The organism is Vreelandella sulfidaeris Esulfide1 (assembly GCF_054072535.1).
This window is the reverse complement of record NZ_CM133364.1, coordinates 3,401,141-3,419,092: the sequence shown is the minus strand read 5'-3', so window position 1 is coordinate 3,419,092 and position 17,952 is coordinate 3,401,141. Positions and strand designations below refer to the sequence as shown.

Genomic DNA, 17,952 nt, shown 5'->3' with positions numbered 1-17,952 from the left:
CCACCTTTGGCGAGCTTAGCGCCCTAATCATCGGCAAACCAGCGGCCTCGTCCGTTAGAGGAACTCACATGAAGTCGATACCGATAAGTTTAACCTGCCTGCTTGTGCTTGCTGGCTGCCAGGTGGTGCCTGATCGGCTGCCTCAAGCGGAGCCAGCGCCAGCGGCTGCGTGCTATTTCCCCACCTCCGATGAACAGGCGTTAGAAACCAGCGTTGAGCTCCTGACCGAATGGGGATTTAGCTTGGATACTACCGATACGGCTTTAGGGCTGGTCAGTGCGAGCCGTGAACGGGAGCTGCATGGTTACTACGATCCCTACGATAACGCCTACGGCTATGGAAGTGGCATGCGCCTGTTCGGTGGTTTGGGCATTGGAAGTGGTGGTGTGGGCCTTGGCATAGGCGGTATTGGCTTTGGTGGTGGCGTTGGGCAGCAGCCGGTGGAAGTGGAGCGTGTGTCGCTATTGGTCAAGGATGCCCATATACGCATTTCCCGTGATATCCGCCGCTTCGATCAGTGGGGGGATCTACGCGAATCCTACAGCGCCAGTAATGACGACTTCTGCCAGCGCTTTCAGACTGATTTTGCCCAAGCTGTGCCGACCAACGGGAGTCCATTATGAATATTCGCCATTGGTTAATAATCGGAATTATCGGAGGGTTGGGCGGGTGTGCTTCCACAGCTCCCGTAGAGCCGCGTGAGTTGGTTTATGCTACCCCATCACAGCAGACCTTCCACGAAGCGGTTGAGTTGATGATGGAGCAGGGGTACGTCGTTCGCCATGCGGATCTTTCGCTGGGGCGCGCTGAGGCATCGCTTGCTCGTTGGCCGGAGTATCAGCTACAGCTACAGGTGAGCGAAGAGGGCAGCGGTAGCCGCGTGCGTGTGTCAGCACTACGTGGGAATCAGCCCCTGCCGCCCTATTTGTTAGATCCGTGGCTTGTCGCCTTACAGCATAAGTTGGGCGTCGCGCCATGAGAGAAACGAGTATTTCAGTAGCATTTGTATTGGCGATGAGTAGCTTTCTGATCAGTCCTAACACTCATGCCCACCCTCACGGCTGGATCGACTTGAGTGTCCGGGTCATCACCGATGATCAGGGGTTGGTGAGCAGCTTGCATCAAACGTGGCGAATGGACCCCTTCTATAGCTTGGTTGTCTTTGAGGAACTACAGCAGGCCGAGGGCGCAAGTCTCGAAGAGGGGCTTGATCAGTTGGGCAAAGAGATACGCGATAATCTTGCTACACAACATTATTTAACCGAAGTGCGCATCAACAATGCGCCCCAGGCGTTGGGGGAGGTCATCGAATATACCGCTATGGAGCGCGATGGGCGGCTCATCTTTATGTTTATTCTGCCTCTGGAAACGCCTCAGCCGCTGACAGACTCGCTACTTAGCTATCAAGTGTTTGACCCCACCTACTACATCGAAGTAGTCCATGAAGAGGAAGACGGTCAGCCGCGGGATGATGCGCTGATATATAACGGCGAGCCTGCCTGTGAGCTCGCTATTCTTCCCGCTGACCCTGACCCAGAAGTCGTGATGCAAGCGGCGTTGCTCGATAAGGATGAAAGTGGTGAGCCAGGCTTGGGGCGCTATTTTGCAGAAACCGGCCAAATTGATTGTCGTTAGGCGCTGTTCGGAAATGTCGTTGCCGCGTTATTTTATAATTATGTTACCTTGTAACAGTTTTCTCAGTGGAACGGTAAGATGTCCTTAACACGCTCCTTTACACGTCACCTAGGGTTAATGCTGGGTCTGCTGCTCGTCGCAGCAGTGATTATTATCGTTTGGCAAGGCGGGTTTCAGAGCGTGAGCTATCAGCTGCTCGGGTGGCAGCGCGATCTGCATCGCTCGTTGACCCTGGCGATTACCGAATTGTCACGTACTCCTACGATGGCGACATGGGTGAGTTTGTTAAGCATTAGCTTTGCCTACGGCGTATTTCATGCAGCTGGGCCAGGGCACGGTAAAGCCGTGCTGGCGACCTATTTGGCCACCCATGGTGGCGCGGTCAAACGCGCTCTAGGACTCTCTTTTGCCGCCTCTCTACTGCAGGGCATTACCGCTATTTTGCTGGTCGTCGTGTTGGTTTATGGCTTAGGTTGGATAACCCGACAAGCCATGGGCAGCGTTGCCTGGGTGGAGCAGGCTAGTTTTCTGCTAGTCGCCGCGCTAGGGGGGTGGCTATGCTGGCGAGCCGTTAAGCAATTGCGCGCAGCCTATCAGGCCCATCGTAATGACCACAGCCACAGCCACAGCCACAGCCACAGCCACAGCCACAGCCACAGCCACAGCCAGGAGCACAGCCACTGTTGCGGTGGCGCGCATCATATTAAACCTCAGCAGGCGTTAGATTGGCGAACGGCGATAATGACCGTAGGCGCCATTGGCATGCGTCCCTGTAGCGGGGCGGTGTTGATGCTGGGAGCTGCCAGTCTACTGGGCCAGTTCGAAGTAGGCATGGCCTCTGTGTTAGCAATGTCGCTAGGCACGGGCATCACCGTCTCGGCACTCGCATTGGCCAGTATTTTAGCCCGCGGTTGGGCTCAGCGGCGCTTAACCAAGCAACAGCATAGTCAGCGCAGTGTGCAAAAAGTCACCGGCTGGGTGGCGTTAGCGGGTGGTGCGCTGATTGTGATTCTAGGTGTTTCACTTAGCATCGCGGGCATTGCGCAGCCTGCGAGTGGGCCACTTCTAAATGAGCCGCCTGCTCAGCAACGTCATCCACTCACTGGGTAGCGGCTAAGCTAGATATCAAGCCCATCAATGAGCGCCAGCAGTTGGTCACGCAACTGCGCCTGACCATTTAGATCGTAGGGTTCTGCTTTGCCATTACCCCATACAGGGGCAGGCCAAGCGGTGTCTGTATGCCGCCGTAAAACGACATGTACATGCAGTTGGCTGACAACATTGCCTAACGTGGCAATATTGATTTTGTCTCCCCCCAGCGCTGTTTTCATGGCTTCGCCTAGCTGGGTGGCTTCACGCCATAGTTGCTGCTGGTCGGTGATAGAAAGCTCGAACACTTCGCTAATTGAGGCGTGGCGCGGTACCAGAATAACCCAAGGGTAGCGCGCATCGTTCATAAGTAATACCTGGCTTAGAGGTAGGTCCGTTACGGGAAATGTGTCAGCCGCAAGGCGTTTATCAAGGGTGAAATCGTTCAAGTAGAAGGCTCCCGTCATTTTGGATAGAAGTTTGATAGCATAGCAATTACAAAGTGAAGTAGGGGAAAGCGAGCACGATGACGAAAACGCTGTTACCCTGAAAAAACTCCCAAGCGGCAATGAAGGTTGCCAGTGGAGTTTCCGATGTTGAATAAATCGTTAAGGAGAACGTAAATGAAAAAATTATTAGCCATGAGCTTTATGCTGCTGATGACCGCCGGTGTTCTAACCGGTTGCAATACTATTTCTGGCGCTGGCCAGGATGTCGAAGAAGGCGGCCAAGCCGTTCAGGATGCAGCTGAATAATTAAGACTGCAAAGATAAACGGTATCTCAGGGACCAGATTTACGTCTGGTCCCTGAGGTTTTATAACGTTTTAACAACCTACTTTTAGGAAGTTACTTTTAGGAAGCTCAAGGATGAAGTCCCGTATTACTCTGCCCAAGCTCGTCCTGGTAAGCGCCTGCACGTTTTTGCTAACAGCTTGCGTTAGCTCGCAGATGCCGATCTCCCCAGCGAACGATGATGTTGATGCAGCACCGCCGCCCCCAACGGTAGCGCCGAACGACTCCAATAATGAATCGCATGCTGCCTGTGACCTAGACGCTATTCAACAGGCGATAGGTCAGCCCTTTGATGAGGCGAAGGTTTCTCAATTACAAAGCGATAGCGGCGCTCGTCAAGTGCGTGTACTTCGCCCAGGCGACATGGCGACCATGGATCATCGCCCGGATCGTTTGAATATTCATATCAATGATCAGAACACTATTGAGGCGTTACGCTGCGGCTAAGCTCTCTAGCGCAATAGACTAAGCTCGCTAGCGCAATATCAGCACCACGCAGGAGGCGGTCAGTATCCCCATAGTGATATTGAACGCCCGCCATGCGCCGTCGCTTTTGATCCACTGCCCAATGGCTGTGCCAAAGGCCGCCCATAAAGCGATACATGGCAGTGCTACCACCTCAGCAAATCCCGCCAAAACCAACGCATTCACCACTGGCTGACCACTTTCGGGTAAAAAACCTGCCATCAGGGCAAGCCCCATTACCCACGCTTTTGGATTGGCAAACTGAAAGGCTGCCGCCTGCCAAAACGTAAACGGTACGCTATGTTCCCGGGCTTTCAGGTTGGGCGGTGGCGCACTGGCAATTTTCCACGCCAAGTAGAGTAAATAGGCACTGCCTGCCCAGCGTAATGTGGTTTGAATAGCGGGATAACGTTCAAACAGTACGCCTAGGCCTAGTGCGATACCCGCAAATAGCAAAAAGCAGCCGCCTAGAATTCCCCACATATGCGGTAGCGTGCGCTTAAAGCCAAAGTTGGCGCCAGAAGCGGTCAGCATTAGGTTATTCGGCCCAGGCGTAAGCGTCATTGACATCATATAGAGCGCCGCAGGGCCTAGGAGTAACCATTCGCTATTCATCTGATTGTATCCATACGAAGTGAAGGGGCAGGGTTGTGTCGTGTTTGAATAGCTAATGAATGAGGCTTTGCTAATCACTAATCATAGCGGTCTTTCCAACGTTGCCGATTGACCTGCTCTTTGAGCATTTCAAGAATGTCATACAGCATTTGTTCGGTAATCCGATTACTGCCTTCGTCCACTGTAAGCCAAGTATCGAAGCCGTTGCCGGCAGTGCGCTCAACTAATTTCTTAAACTCATCCGAGTGGATGCCTAGCAGGAGCTCATCCACCATCCGCTGGGCAACCCCACTTAGTGATGACTCCATTGCATTGCTTGCCTGCTGCCCCATGGGTAGGCGGCGGAGACTTTGGAACTCAGGGCTTTCACGCAATGTACGGTTTACCAAGTCGCTGATCGCCGCCATGATGGATTGGCGATTATTTTGGTAGGCTTTTCCAATCGTGCTCTCCAACCGCTGAGCGATCTCATGAATCAACTGCGCTTTGCGGGGCATAACTACCCGGTCGATGACCCGCTCGGTAAGCGAGTCGCTCGCGCGGATCTGCTGCTGAACATTGCCCAAGAGCTTTAAGGCGATACGGTCGGAAAGCTCTTCGAGCAGGATGTCGTAATACTTGGCAAAAAATAAATAAATATCCCAGCGGGTGACGTCAATTAAGCCCAGCCGGTGTAGACGATGAAGTAGCGATACGACACGCAGAATACGTAGCAGGCGGAAGCCTGCTAGAGGAATACAGCCTAGTACGTCATACCAGTGTACGAAGGGATAAAAGAACCAGCGGTGGTAGCGTCGTTCGACAATCGCAATTGACCAACCTAGCAGTACATCGGCGATAAAAAAGCTGACAAACACTAAGTCGATGGCGATGAAACGGCTATGGATCGTTTCATCGTAAAAGGCATGAAAGCCGGGGGCGATGCTGGCAATGCCCTGGTTAACAGGGCCCAGTAGAAACAGCGAATCAAACAGCAGTAGAGCAAGGTTAATCACAACGAGGGTTAAAATAAAAAAATCCCAACCAATATGGGCATATTCAACCGCTTTAGGTAAGCGCGGGTAGCGTTCCCTGGCTAGCATGCGAACTCCTAGTGGTTGGGGGATGTTATACCTGAGCCTGCGACTGATGTTGTTGCTGGGTCAGCAGTTCTTCTCTCTCCGCCTGTTTGCGTAACTTCTTGCGTAGCGCAGCCTTTTCAAACCGTAGTTTCTGCAGCGGCGTTTCCAATCTGAGCGGTGGAACGCTGGCAGGCTTGCCATCAGCGTCCACCGCGACCATGGTGAGATAGCAGCTGTTGGTATGGCGTATCAGCTTATTGCGGATATCTTCGGCGACCACCTTAATGCCAACTTCCATCGACGAACGCCCCACATGATTGACGCTGGCTAAAAAGGTCACCAGTTCACCGACATGAATCGGCTGTTTAAACAACACCTGATCGACCGATAGCGTCACTACATAGTGGCCCGAGTAGCGGCTGGCGCAAGCAAACGCAACTTCATCGAGCTTTTTAAGAATAGCCCCACCATGCACTTTACCACTGAAATTCGCCATGTCGGGTGTCATCAGAACGGTCATAGAGAGTTCATGCTGACCAGGTAGAGCAGTGCTGACTGCGGCGCTGGTGTTGCTTCCCGTCTCGGACATGCGGTCTTTCCTCTACTAACACTGCCTGCCGTCAGGCAGGGGAAGCCAAGCGGCAGGCAGCGATTAGGTGTTTTTTAAAACCAGACTAGGCCGACTGAAATGATAATGCCGGTAATAAACAGCTGTATGAGACAGAAGCCCATAATATCTTTCGCCTTAAGCCCGGCAATCGCGAGCACGGGTAATGCCCAGAAGGGTTGCAGCAGGTTGGTCCAGGCGTCGCCCCAGGCTACCGCCATGGCCACTCGTGGAATGTCAGCCCCTAGCGCCTGAGCGGCAGGTAACATTACCGGCGCCTGAACGGCCCACTGGCCCCCGCCGGAAGGGACGAAAAGATTCACAATCCCTGCGCTGATAAACGACCAGAAGGGCAGCGACGTGGCGGTAGCAAACGATACCAGCCACTCGGACATACTTTCTGCCAGCCCGGATTGGACCATGATTGCCATGATGCCGGCGTAGAACGGGAACTGAATAACAATACCAGCACCGCCTTTAATCGCTTCGTTCAAGCTATAGAGCAGATTGCGTGGCGTGCGATGCAGCACAATGGCTAAGAACAGAAATAGGAAGTTGACGACGTTAAGATTCAAACCGCCGCCGCGTAGCAAAAAGTGATCCAGCAAGAACAGCAATCCTGGCACCCCTACCAACAGGGAGAGGGTTAAGCTGTTCTCAAGGCGTTCTGCTGGCCGAGTAAGGCGCCCAACCGGCTCTGGCTCATCATTGAGCAGGCTGGGGTCGACGTAGACGCTATCTTTTTCATCCGGCAGCATCATACGGTTGACCAGCGGAATGGAGATAAACAGGCAGACCACAATGGCGAGATTGAAGAAGGCGAAAATCGTCGAACCAGTGCTAATGACGCCAATCTGGTCAGCGGTGAAATGGCCTTCGGTGGCGATGGTCAACGGTATCGAACCTGCCAAGCCGCCGTGCCACACGACAAAGCCCGAGTAGGCACTGGCAACGAGTAGACGATAGTCAACGCGTATCAACCGGGCCAACTCTTTAGCAAACAACGCGCCGACAACGAGACCAAACCCCCAGTTAATCCAACTGGCCGCCAAGGAAACCAGCGTGACTAGGATGATGGCGCCACCCGGCGTTTTAGCGGTGCCGGCGATTTTTTGCAGAATGCGTTTTACCGGCGGAGAGCTAGCCAGCATAAAGCCAGTGACCAGCACTAGCAGCATTTGCATAGAGAAGGTAAGCAAACCCCAGAAACCATCGCCCCAGAAACGTAGCACCGCTAATGGTGTTTGGCGTTCAATGGCAATGGCGGCAACCGAGGCAATTAACGTTAGCAGTAGAACGAAAATATACGGGTCGGGTAGGTAGCGCTCCACCAGCTTTACCGCTGGTTTTGAGATCATTTTAAGCATGGGATGCTCTCTTTATTCATTATTAGAAAGTGCCTGGTCAGTGTCTAGAAAGTGCATAGCTAATATACGGGCGAGCGCGCTGTTTTTCACGTTGAAACTGCCCGCTGAATCCCACCTTAGCGCAGTTGTTACTCTACGTGTTGTTTTAGCGCCAGTGAGGTAGCCGGTGAGCGCGATGGTAGTAAAGGCGATAGTAGTAAATCAGTACCGCTGAGCGAACTAGCGTAAACAGCATAAACGCAAGCCATAGGCCATGGTTGCCGAGCCCCTGGGTTAACCACCAGGCGGGCAAATAGGCAGCCAAGCCGATAAAGATACTGTTACGCATTTCACGCACTGCCGTCGTGCCGATAAACACGCCGTCAAGCAAGTAGCTCCATACCGCAATTAACGGCATGACCACCATCCATGGCAAATACTGTGCTGCGGTCATGCGCACTTCTTCAAGACCGGTGAGCAGCGCAATCAGCGCATTCCCTCCCACCGCGAACAGCAAGGCGGCAGCGGCAGCTGTCCAGAATGAAAAGCGGGCGGCGCCACGCACCGTCGCGGCAAATTCGCGCCAATCCTGGCGGCCATAAGCGCGCCCAATCAATGATTCTGCTGCGTGAGCAAAACCGTCAAGCGCGTAGCTGGTGAGCATAATGAATTGTAGCAGTACGGCGTTGGCAGCTAATACCGTATCCCCCTGGCGGGCGCCCTGGGCGGTAAAGAACGCCATGGCAAATAAGAGGCCGAGCGTTCGCACAAACAGGTTGGCATTGACGTTAAACAGTGCGGTATAGGCTGTCAGTGCGAGCAGACGTTCGCGCAAAAACTGACCCTCTAAACTGACTAATTGGCGCAATACTAAATAGCTGCCGAACGCCAGCGCTGTGTAGTCAGCGATCACACTGGCCCAGGCGACGCCGTTGCTGTTCATATCCAGGCCCACCACAAACCATAAATCCAACACGATATTAACGCTGTTGGTTAGCAGTAGAATCATTAGCGTGACGCGGGAATTCTGTTGGCCTAAAAACCAGCCTAAAATGGCGTAGTTGGCGAGTACGGCGGGTGCCGACCAGAGCCGGATTTGGGCATATTCACGCGCTAATTGGGTGGCCACGTCGCTGCCATCTAACAGCCATAGACCCACTGAGACCAGCGGGGAGGCAAACACGATCAGCAGAGCGCCGATCACCAGCGCCATGATCAGTGATTGACCCAGCAGGTTACGTACATCACTGTCGCTCTCGCGTCCTATCGCTTGTGCGACCAGCCCGGTAGTCCCCATGCGTAAAAAGCCAAACCCCCAATAGAGGAAGCTAAACAGCGTAGCCCCCAGGGTAACCCCCGCTAGATAGCGGGAGTCGGGTAGATGGCCGACCACAGCAGTATCGACCAACCCAAGTAACGGGACAGTGATATTGGAAAGAATAATTGGCCAGGCGAGGGCCCAGATGCGCACGTAAGCGTTTAAGCGGCAGTGATGATGCGGTACTTCTTCATCAACTGCTCTTGGGTTTCGTGGCGTTCAGGATCAAGCGGGATGCAATCCACCGGGCAGACTTGTTGACACTGAGGCTCGTCATAGTGACCGACACACTCGGTGCATAGATTAGGGTCGATGACGTAGATTTCCTCGCCAGGGGAGATCGCATCATTGGGACATTCGGGCTCGCAGACGTCGCAGTTAATGCATTCGTCGGTAATCATCAGGGCCATGGGCATACCTCGCAGATGGCGTTCACACTCAGGCTATTGTAACGCAATACCCAAGTGTTTTACTCAACAATGGCGTTGGCTAGCTAGTGTAGTGGTTACGCAGCGCCTCGGCGACCTGTGGATGCACCAGGGGAGAAATATCGCCACCCAGCTTGGCGATTTCGCGCACGATGGTCGAAGAAATATATGAATTTTCCACCGCTGGGGTTAAAAAAACGCTTTCCAGTTCTGGATTTTGTGCCCGGTTCATATTGGCTAGCTGCAGTTCATACTCAAAATCGGAGACCGCGCGCAGGCCGCGCAGAATAATGGTCGCCCCTTGCTCATGCATCATTGTGGTCAGTAAGGTGGAAAAACCGATGACTTCCACGTTGGGTAACGACGCACAGACCTTTTTGACCAGTTCCATGCGCGTTTCCAGGTCGAGATTGGGGCTTTTACCAGGGCTTGCCGCCACGGCGATGACCACTTTGTCGAACATGCGCGCGCCGCGCTCAATCAGGTCGAAATGGCCATTGGTGATAGGATCAAAAGTGCCGGGATAGACGGCGATATTCAGCTTGCGAGTGCTCATTCTTAGCTCTCCTCATCCAGGCGGCCAAACGGATTGTCACTGGTTAATGAGACGGCATGATCGTAACCGGGAATGTGAATCCGGTCGGCATGAATATCCAGTTCTGGGCCTTCCAGTACGGCTTCTCCAAACTGATAGCGTGGCGCGTAGTGGCCCCGATCCGCCTGGGTGAGGTAGGCTGCCGCCATTTCACGGGTTGCCTCGCGGCGCACTTTCCAGGCATTTATCGCCGCTGTACCGTGGCGTTGAGTCAGCAGGCGCTCGGTGACAGCCGGTGATAGCACAACACCGGTGGCATTGTTGCCGCCGAAACCTTTGGCGTTAATAAAGGCGGCATCAGCATGGAGTGCCTGCGCCGTTTGTGAAAGACGCAAACGGTCGGCATAAACATCGTCAGCCACCGCATCCAGGGTTGTGATGCCCGGTAATAGATCGTGAGCAAAGCTGCCTAGGGCACTTGCCAACTGATCACCCGCCGCGGAGCCTTGCGAGTGGCCGATAAACGCTTTGATCGCCACCACCGGCCAGTCGCTGATCCCGTTAGCACGGGCAATCTCATCGAATACGTGGGATTCGGTAATGCGGTTTTTCGGCGTGCTGGTGCCGTGAGCGTGCAAAAAACTGCGCTCTTTAAGGGCTTTTTCGCCGAGCATATCGCGTACCAGTGCGGCCGCTTTGCCGAGGGTTATGTAGTTGCCGATGCCCGGCGCCGATATAGAGCGTTTGTAACCGTCGGCATTGACGAACACGTCCGGTACAGCGCCCAGAATGTCCGCGCCGGTCTCAAGCGCCAGGGTATCGTCCATCAGCAGTAAAAACTGGCTAGCTTCCGCCATGGTAAAGCCACAGTTGCGCGCAAATGGACGGCAGGCGCGCTGATAGTCGCTGTCGGTGAGCAATTCAAGCGCATCCAGCGCTTTCAAGCCAGCATCGTCAGCCAGCGCGCCCATCGCCCGGAAGCCCTCAATAATTTCTGGCGTAATCGGCGCATCCGCAGTACCTACCATCACCACACGGCGGCGTCCGGCACGAATGTCATCAATGCCCAGGCGCAGGTTATAGAGAAAGCTGGCACACGCACCCAAGGCTGCGCCGGTGCCACCGACACTACCGAGTACATAGGCATTCAAAAAGTCGGCAGGCATCTGGCCGTAACCCAATGGCATCTGCTTGGATGTCGCGCGCTGACCCGTCACCAGGCTTTTCAGCAAGCCGCCCCAGCCCTGGTCGTCTAACTGGCCGATGGAGTTACCCGCATACACAGCAATATGATCCGGGTTCACTTGTTGACGAAGTTTCTCCCAGGCGAAACCGCTGGCGCCCAAGCAGTCGCTTGCGCCAAATACCGCCAACGATAGACCGCGTGGATGGTGCACGCTGCGATAAAGGCTTGCGGGGTCAAAGCCGCTAGGTAACTGGGCCGCCGCGCGTACTTTAGGTACCTGCGCATCGGGCAGTAATACCTCCAGTACGCCTGCGGGCACGATCACTTCTACCTCGCGGGCATCAATATCGCGCACCTGCCAATCGACCGGCAGGTTGTCGGGCAACTGGCGACGGCGCAGGGTAAAGCGCATCGGTTCAGCAAACTGCATGCTGGTCTGGCGGTTAGCGGGCAGGCCGGGGGCGAGAAAACGCGGATCTTCATTGCGTCGGATCAGGGTATGGTTAAGTACCTGATCACGCAGCGACTGTGCCGGGGCGTCTACGGACTGGCCAGTACTGTCGTGCCACCCATTTTCGGAGTGCTTTACTAAGCGCATAAGCGCCGCCAAGCCTTCCAGTGTCTGGCGTTGCTGGTCAGCAGGGAGGGCATCAAGTACCGTGCGGCGAAAGGCCTGATGGCCAGAGGTTCTGCCAGCGGGATTGATGCCGCCCATGCCGACAATCACCGGTAAGTGTGACAAGCCGGGTTCCTCGTGATGCGGTGGTGGTAATAACAATTATTGACAACGCTCTAAACCTACTATGGCCAAAGCGATGTGCTTAATAAGTATCTAAGGCATGATCATAGCACCGGCCATGCAACGGCGTCATGCCGCAAGCTTACAAGACTGATAGAATCACGCTTTTCAACCGAGATGTGGCATGCAGCATAATTCTCGACCAGTGACGTCTAATCAGCCAGGCCCGCATCAGGATTTGGCACGCCGGGTGCACAGGGCGCTAACGCATCCGCTACGCAAACCGATTGCCGAGCATACACAGCGTAACTTTGCGCAAGCGGCAGCCTGGTTCGCAGATCGCCAGGCACCGTTGATACTGGATTCGGGCTGTGGCGTGGGTGTGTCGACACGCCAACTAGCCGCGCAGTTCCCCAAGCATGCCGTCATTGGCATCGATCGTAGCGAGGACCGTTTGGGGCGAAACCACGGCACGCTACCAGAAAATGCGATGCTGGTACGCGCTGATCTTGTCGATTTCTGGCGCTTGGCCTATCAGGCCGGCTGGGCTCCAGAATATCACTATTTACTTTATCCAAACCCTTACCCCAAGGCAGGCCATCTAAAAATGCGCTGGCATGGCCATGCGGTTCTACCCACACTGTTGGCGCTTGGCGGACGCTTTGAGCTGCGTTCTAACTGGTCTCTCTATGTTGAAGAGTTTGCCTTGGCGGTGGCGCAAGTAACCGGCAAACAGGCAATGGTGACTGAGTGGGTGCCTGACGGTGGTTATTTAACCCCGTTCGAGGCTAAGTATGCTCAAAGTGGCCAAGCGCTGTGGCGTTTACGCGTTGATTTGGAGCGAACATGACATTTGTCTATTTAGTATTAGCGATTGTGGCCGAAGTCATTGCTACCAGTGCTTTAAAGGCCTCTATCGGTTTTACGCGACCACTGCCGAGTATCATCGTGGTGGTTGGCTACGGGCTCGCCTTTTATCTACTCAGCCTGGTACTGCGCACGCTGCCAGTGGGAGTCGCCTATGCGATTTGGGCGGGCCTGGGTATTGTGCTGGTCACCTTAGTTGGCATTGTAGTCTTCGGTGAAAAGCCAGATTTACCGGCGGTGCTGGGAATTAGCTTAATAGTCGCGGGCGTTGTCATGCTGCAAGTGTTTTCTAAAATGAATGTGCATTGAGGTATTTTAATGGGTTCTTTTTTTGCGCCTAAGCGTTTGCGGCGCTGGTCACGGGTGTCCGTGGTTGCCACGCTGGCACTGTGCGCCAGCACCAGTTTGTTTGCTGATTTCAGCCGCCTGAGCCAACTTCAGGGCAAAGGCTTTTCGATTAGCGCCGAAGCGCGCCTGCTGGATGCAGACGCAGACACCAACACGCTGTTAGGCAGCCTTAATCCCGAGCGTCAGCTATCGCCTGCTTCTGTGACCAAGGCATATCTAGCGGCTGCGGCGTTGAATCGTTTTGGCCCCCAGCACCGCTTTACCAGCCAGTTGGTCAGCTCAGGTAGTATCGAAAATGGGGTGCTGCGCGGTGATTTGGTGTTTGAAGGCGGTGGGGACCCGGGACTAACCACTGAAAATCTGTGGCGCTTGGTGCAGCGTTTGCACTTAGCCGGAGTGCGTGAGGTGGATGGCGCTTTAGTGGTCAGCCAATGGCGTTTTGGGCCGGTGGACTGCATTACCACGGATCGCTGCGAAGCCCTCACCCGGGTCGCCAATGCCTATAGCGCGCCGCTTTCCTCGGCTGGCGTTAATTTTGGCAGTTGGTGCGTTAACGTTGCTCCCGCCGCGACTGCCGGTGAACCTGCCCGTGTAGGAATGTGCGATAGCCAGACGACACTGATCACCATTGATAACCAAGTAGTCACCCGTCCCGCCAATAGCGGCACCGAGATTAGCGCTGAGCGGATTACCGACGAGCGCGGTGACGTCATGCGCCTAACAGGGCAAATCTCCACCAACGCGACCGCCCGTGACGTCTATCGTGGCGCGGGCGATGCGGCTGATGAAACCGCACAAGTGCTGATGGGCATGTTGAACCAGGCGGGAATTCAGGTGCGCGAGCCGTGGCGCGTGAGTTCGACACAGCCGCCCAGCACGGCGCAGCGCTTGGCCGCCGTCGACAGCCAGCCACTGCAAGAAATAGTGCTGCGGATCATGAACTACTCCAATAACTATATGGCCGATGTGCTGGCGCTCGACTTGGTCGAAACGCCCCAGGCGCAGTTGCGACAAGCTGGCCAAGCCATTGAGTCTTACGTTCAGAGCTTACCCAGCCACGGCCCATTAACGCTGTACAGTGGCAGTGGATTGACCACTGAGAACCGTACATCGGCTCAGGGCGTGAACGTGATGCTGGAGGATATGTTTCGTCAAGGTGCTTTGTTTCCAAGTTTCGTGGCCGCTTTTCAGTCGCCAGCTAACGGCGTCATGCGCTTTATTCGGCGTGGTTCAGCCACGTTTCAGAACAATGTCATGCTAAAAACCGGTACGCTTAACCAACCCTTTGCCGTGCGCGCGGCGGCGGGTTATTTCCGTACGGCGCAGGGGCGTTGGGGCGTGTTTAGTGTCATGGTTAATGGTAACGGTAGTACGCCATACTTAAGCTGGTCCGAGGTGCTGGATCCATTATCACTGGATTTGGATGCAATGATTTTAGCGAACTGATTCCCCTTTACGCTCACAAGGTGAGGCGATCTGCATGAAACCTGGGCATACCGGTTTAACCCATTTGGTTCACTCCACGCGCTATTCATGGAAGGGGCTCAAGGCAGCATTTAGAAATGAGGCGGCCTTCCGTCAAGAAGTGGTGATCACGGCGTTGTTGCTGCCTTTTGCCTGGTGGATAGGCGACAGCATCATCAGTTGGCTACTGCTGGTGAGTAGCCTGTTTTTTGTACTGATCGTCGAGCTCTTAAACAGTGCAATTGAAAACGTGGTGGATCGCATTGGTACCGAACATCATGAGTTGTCCGGCCGGGCTAAGGATATCGGCTCAGCCGCCGTGATGCTGTCGCTCATCATGGCTGGCCTTACGTGGGGGCTATTGGGCTGGGAAAAGTTCTTTGGCTAAGCTGGTTTAAGAGCTGGTTAATTATTAACACGCTGTCAGCGAGGTAGTTATGCAAGTGAACGACGATTTTTTACCGTTGTCGACGCTGCCAGCGTCGTTACAAAAAGCCACCCAATCCGCTTGGCAGCGGTTGAGCGAAGCGCTAACGCAAGCCGACAATATTGCTGAGATGACCAAACAGGAGCTGCCTTCAAGTAACTGGCAGGGACTTTCTGAGCAGCGCCGCGAGGCGCTTGCCAGAGTGATCTCCATTTCCACCTTTGCGCTGGATACCCTGGCGCGCTATCCCCAGTGGTTGGCTGAGCTGGATATTGCCGGTGAACTGGACACGAAGCCAGGGCGCGATGTGTTGGCCAGCTGGCTTAAAGAATCGCTAGAGCACGCCGATGATGAAGAGGCCATGCATAGGGCAATACGGCGTTTTCGCCGTCAGCGGATGCTGGGCATTATTTGGCGTGATCTTAATCGAAGTCCCGGCTATGCCATGTGGGATACCGCGACGGCGGTGTCTGAGCTTGCCGAATTATGCTTAGAAGCGGCGTTGAGCTGGCTGGAACAGTTTTATGCGCCGCGCTGGGGAGAGCCAGCGACTCGAAAAGATGGCACGCCCCAGCGACTGGTCGTGCTCGGAATGGGCAAGCTGGGCGCGGGTGAGCTGAATCTCTCCTCTGATATTGATCTGATTTTTGCGTTCCCCGAAAAAGGTGAAACCCAGGGCGGGCGCAAGCCCTTAGAACACCAGGAGTACTTTACCAAGCTGGGTCAAAAACTGATCGCAGCACTGGATGCAATGACGGCCGACGGCTTCGCCTTTCGCGTCGATATGCGTCTGCGCCCGCTAGGCGATGGTGGTCCACTGGTGGGCAGTTTCGCCATGCTCTCAAGCTACTACCAGGATCAAGGCCGCGAGTGGGAGCGCTACGCAATGCTGAAAGCCCGCCCGGTGGCGGGGGATCTGGACGCTGGCAGCGAGCTACTGGCCGGTTTGCGCCCCTTTGTCTATCGCCGCTATCTCGATTTCGGTGCGATTGAGTCGTTGCGCGAGCTGAAAGCGATGATCAATCGCGAAGTAAAACGCAAAGGCATGCAGAGCAACATCAAGCTCGGCCCCGGTGGCATTCGTGAGGTTGAGTTCGTCGTGCAGGCATTCCAACTGATCCGCGGCGGTCGCGATACGGAGCTGCAAGTGACGTCGTTGAAAACCGCGCTCAATCGCTTACCTGCGCTGGGCTTATTGCCGCAAGCTGTGGTTGATGAACTGTTACCCGACTACGCTTTTTTACGAGATGTCGAGCACGCCCTTCAAGCGCTTGAAGACCGGCAGACACAAACCCTGCCCAGCGATGATAGGGATCGTGAACGGGTGGCCTTCGCCATGGGGCATGAAGATTGGCCAGGGCTGGTCGCTCAGCTTGACGAAGTGCGCGAGCGGGTGCGCCAGCATTTTGATGCGGTGATCGCGGATCCCGAAGAGGATGTTGAAGAAGCGAACGATGATAACCAACTTGGCTTGGCCCAGTGGCGGCAACTATGGCGCGGCGAGCTAGAGTCGGAAGAGGCCATCAAACACCTTGCCGAGGCGGGTTTTAACGCGCCTGACAAAGCCTTAAAGAGGCTGCAGAGTCTTTATCATTCGCGCCAAGTGCAAAGTATGCAGCGAATTGGTTTTGAGCGTTTGGACGCATTGATGCCTCTGTTACTGGATGCCGTGGCAGAGAACGATGCCCCGGATACTGCACTTGTAAGGGTGCAGCCGTTAATCGAAGCTGTACTTCGGCGGACAGCTTATCTTGCGCTGTTGCGTGAAAATCCACAGACGCTTGAACACCTGATGCGGCTGTGTGCTTCCAGCCCATGGATAGCTGAACAGCTGTCGCGCTATCCCATCTTGCTTGACGAGCTGCTGACGCCAGAAACGCTGTATACCCCCGCCGATAAAGCGCGTTTGGCAGATGAGCTGCGTCAAACATTGAACCGTTTGCCAGAAGATGATGAAGAGGCTCAGCTTGAGGCGCTGCGTGTCTTTAAGCATGCTCAGACGCTCCATGTAGCGGCGTCGGATATCGCGGGTACTCGGCACCTGATGAAAGTAAGTGATTACTTAACGTTTATTGCCGAGGTAATTCTTGATGCTGTGCTGGCAATGGCATGGAAGCATATTACCCGCAAGCACGGCGTACCGGAGGGACTGAACGACCGCGAGGCGGCGTTTCTAATTATCGGTTACGGCAAGCTGGGGGGCATTGAGCTGGGCTATAGCTCAGACCTGGACTTAGTGTTCTTACACGATAGCGATGCTAAAGGCTCCACCAACGGCCCACGGCCTATCGATACGCCGGTATTTTTTACCCGCCTGGGGCAGCGTATTATTCATTTGCTCACTGCAGTAACGCCAACGGGCACGCTCTATGAAGTCGATATGCGCCTACGGCCATCGGGTAATTCAGGTTTATTGGTGACCTCCTTGAAAGCCTTTGCCGAGTATCAGCGCCAAAATGCCTGGACATGGGAGCATCAAGCGCTGGTGCGTGCCCGTGTCGTGGCGGGCAGCCATACGTTGGCCGAGAAATTCAACCAATTGCGGGGCGATATCTTGTCCACAGCGCGTGATAAATCCGTGCTCCGAGAGGAAGTGGTCAAGATGCGTCAGAAGATGCGCGTTCATCTCGGCAGCAAACCCACCGCCGATGCGTTCAATATCAAGCACGATGCGGGCGGTATGGTCGATATTGAGTTTCTTTGCCAATACGCGGTGTTAGCGCTTGCTAACCAAACGCCGTCGCTACTTACTTACAGCGATAACATCCGGATTTTAGAGAGTTTGACGGAGAGTGGGCACTTACCTGCCGAAGAAGCCGAGCGCCTTCGTGAAGCCTATCTGGCCTACCGTAGCGCTACCCACCGGGCGGCGCTCACCGGAGAAAAAGCACTCAGTGATGGTGAGGCGTATCGTGATCATCGCGATATAGTCACCGCGCTCTGGCAGCGCTTTCTTGAGCCATCAGCATCTAATGATAACTAATAAATAGTCATCAGGAACAACTAATGATCCCATGGAGCAGGGCTGG

At 54.6% G+C, this 17,952-nt stretch carries 20 protein-coding genes; 11 read left to right on the top strand and 9 right to left on the bottom strand.

The features are described from left to right. Positions 1-68: 68 nt before the first annotated feature. The 4 genes from ACW44H_RS15950 to ACW44H_RS15935 all read left to right on the top strand — a co-directional run bounded on the left by ACW44H_RS15950 (position 69) and on the right by ACW44H_RS15935 (position 2,745). Positions 69-623: a hypothetical protein gene (locus ACW44H_RS15950; RefSeq protein WP_457505523.1), complete on the top strand. Its 555-nt coding sequence runs from the start codon at positions 69-71 to the stop codon at positions 621-623. After that, on the top strand, positions 620-979 hold the full coding sequence (locus tag ACW44H_RS15945) for a hypothetical protein (protein ID WP_457505521.1): 360 nt from the start codon (positions 620-622) through the stop codon (positions 977-979). The genes ACW44H_RS15950 and ACW44H_RS15945 overlap by 4 nt, the downstream gene beginning before the upstream one ends. Then, a complete protein-coding gene (locus ACW44H_RS15940; protein WP_457505519.1) occupies positions 976-1,635 on the top strand; it encodes a DUF1007 family protein in 660 nt (219 codons plus the stop codon). The genes ACW44H_RS15945 and ACW44H_RS15940 overlap by 4 nt, the downstream gene beginning before the upstream one ends. A 78-nt stretch (positions 1,636-1,713) precedes the next feature. Further along, complete coding sequence (locus ACW44H_RS15935) at positions 1,714-2,745, top strand: nickel/cobalt transporter (RefSeq protein WP_457505517.1); 1,032 nt, start codon at positions 1,714-1,716, stop codon at positions 2,743-2,745. A gap of 8 nt (positions 2,746-2,753) precedes the next feature. On the opposite strand, the gene ACW44H_RS15930 is transcribed toward ACW44H_RS15935, so the two are convergent. Further along, positions 2,754-3,173, bottom strand: coding sequence for an HIT domain-containing protein (locus tag ACW44H_RS15930; RefSeq protein WP_447043283.1), 420 nt, complete (start codon positions 3,171-3,173; stop codon positions 2,754-2,756). Between the two features lie 174 nt (positions 3,174-3,347). Between ACW44H_RS15930 and ACW44H_RS15925 the strand changes: the two genes are divergently transcribed. Then, complete coding sequence (locus ACW44H_RS15925; protein ID WP_113268963.1) at positions 3,348-3,479, top strand: entericidin A/B family lipoprotein; 132 nt, start codon at positions 3,348-3,350, stop codon at positions 3,477-3,479. A 113-nt stretch (positions 3,480-3,592) separates the two neighbouring features. Beyond that, positions 3,593-3,964: an I78 family peptidase inhibitor gene (locus ACW44H_RS15920; protein WP_457505515.1), complete on the top strand. Its 372-nt coding sequence runs from the start codon at positions 3,593-3,595 to the stop codon at positions 3,962-3,964. Positions 3,965-3,991: 27 nt separating this feature from the next. On the opposite strand, the gene ACW44H_RS15915 is transcribed toward ACW44H_RS15920, so the two are convergent. The 8 genes from ACW44H_RS15915 to ACW44H_RS15880 form a co-directional block, all read right to left on the bottom strand. After that, on the bottom strand, positions 3,992-4,597 hold the full coding sequence (locus tag ACW44H_RS15915; protein WP_457505513.1) for a LysE family translocator: 606 nt from the start codon (positions 4,595-4,597) through the stop codon (positions 3,992-3,994). 77 nt (positions 4,598-4,674) lie between these two features. Then, entirely contained in the window at positions 4,675-5,679 is a 1,005-nt protein-coding gene (locus ACW44H_RS15910; protein ID WP_113268966.1) for an ion transporter, read from the bottom strand. 25 nt (positions 5,680-5,704) lie between these two features. Continuing rightward, complete coding sequence (locus ACW44H_RS15905; protein ID WP_113268967.1) at positions 5,705-6,247, bottom strand: acyl-CoA thioesterase; 543 nt, start codon at positions 6,245-6,247, stop codon at positions 5,705-5,707. Positions 6,248-6,321: 74 nt separating this feature from the next. Next, entirely contained in the window at positions 6,322-7,632 is a 1,311-nt protein-coding gene (locus tag ACW44H_RS15900) for a short-chain fatty acid transporter (protein WP_113268968.1), read from the bottom strand. Positions 7,633-7,777: 145 nt separating this feature from the next. Beyond that, positions 7,778-9,082, bottom strand: a complete 1,305-nt coding sequence (locus tag ACW44H_RS15895) for an MATE family efflux transporter (protein ID WP_457505509.1) — start codon at positions 9,080-9,082, stop codon at positions 7,778-7,780. Positions 9,083-9,090: 8 nt separating this feature from the next. After that, positions 9,091-9,339 (bottom strand): YfhL family 4Fe-4S dicluster ferredoxin, encoded by a 249-nt coding sequence (locus tag ACW44H_RS15890; RefSeq protein ID WP_035585565.1) that lies wholly within the window; start codon positions 9,337-9,339, stop codon positions 9,091-9,093. A 79-nt stretch (positions 9,340-9,418) separates the two neighbouring features. Next, positions 9,419-9,913, bottom strand: coding sequence for a pantetheine-phosphate adenylyltransferase (gene coaD, locus ACW44H_RS15885; RefSeq protein ID WP_457505506.1), 495 nt, complete (start codon positions 9,911-9,913; stop codon positions 9,419-9,421). 2 nt (positions 9,914-9,915) lie between these two features. Then, positions 9,916-11,793 carry a beta-ketoacyl synthase gene (locus tag ACW44H_RS15880; RefSeq protein WP_457509061.1) on the bottom strand — a complete coding sequence of 626 codons (1,878 nt, stop codon included), beginning with the start codon at positions 11,791-11,793 and terminating at the stop codon, positions 9,916-9,918. 208 nt (positions 11,794-12,001) lie between these two features. Here ACW44H_RS15880 and trmB point away from each other — a divergent pair, with 208 nt between their 5' ends. From trmB to glnE, 5 genes are read left to right on the top strand one after another with little or no spacing between them, the layout of a single operon-like run. Next, complete coding sequence (gene trmB, locus ACW44H_RS15875; protein ID WP_457505504.1) at positions 12,002-12,667, top strand: tRNA (guanine(46)-N(7))-methyltransferase TrmB; 666 nt, start codon at positions 12,002-12,004, stop codon at positions 12,665-12,667. Beyond that, positions 12,664-12,993 (top strand): DMT family transporter, encoded by a 330-nt coding sequence (locus tag ACW44H_RS15870; RefSeq protein WP_113268972.1) that lies wholly within the window; start codon positions 12,664-12,666, stop codon positions 12,991-12,993. The genes trmB and ACW44H_RS15870 overlap by 4 nt, the downstream gene beginning before the upstream one ends. A gap of 9 nt (positions 12,994-13,002) precedes the next feature. Further along, positions 13,003-14,478, top strand: a complete 1,476-nt coding sequence (gene dacB / locus ACW44H_RS15865; RefSeq protein WP_457505501.1) for a D-alanyl-D-alanine carboxypeptidase/D-alanyl-D-alanine endopeptidase — start codon at positions 13,003-13,005, stop codon at positions 14,476-14,478. A gap of 34 nt (positions 14,479-14,512) precedes the next feature. Next, complete coding sequence (locus ACW44H_RS15860; RefSeq protein ID WP_113268974.1) at positions 14,513-14,884, top strand: diacylglycerol kinase; 372 nt, start codon at positions 14,513-14,515, stop codon at positions 14,882-14,884. A gap of 49 nt (positions 14,885-14,933) precedes the next feature. Next, positions 14,934-17,906, top strand: coding sequence for a bifunctional [glutamate--ammonia ligase]-adenylyl-L-tyrosine phosphorylase/[glutamate--ammonia-ligase] adenylyltransferase (gene glnE, locus ACW44H_RS15855; protein WP_457505499.1), 2,973 nt, complete (start codon positions 14,934-14,936; stop codon positions 17,904-17,906). Positions 17,907-17,952 lie beyond the last annotated feature (46 nt).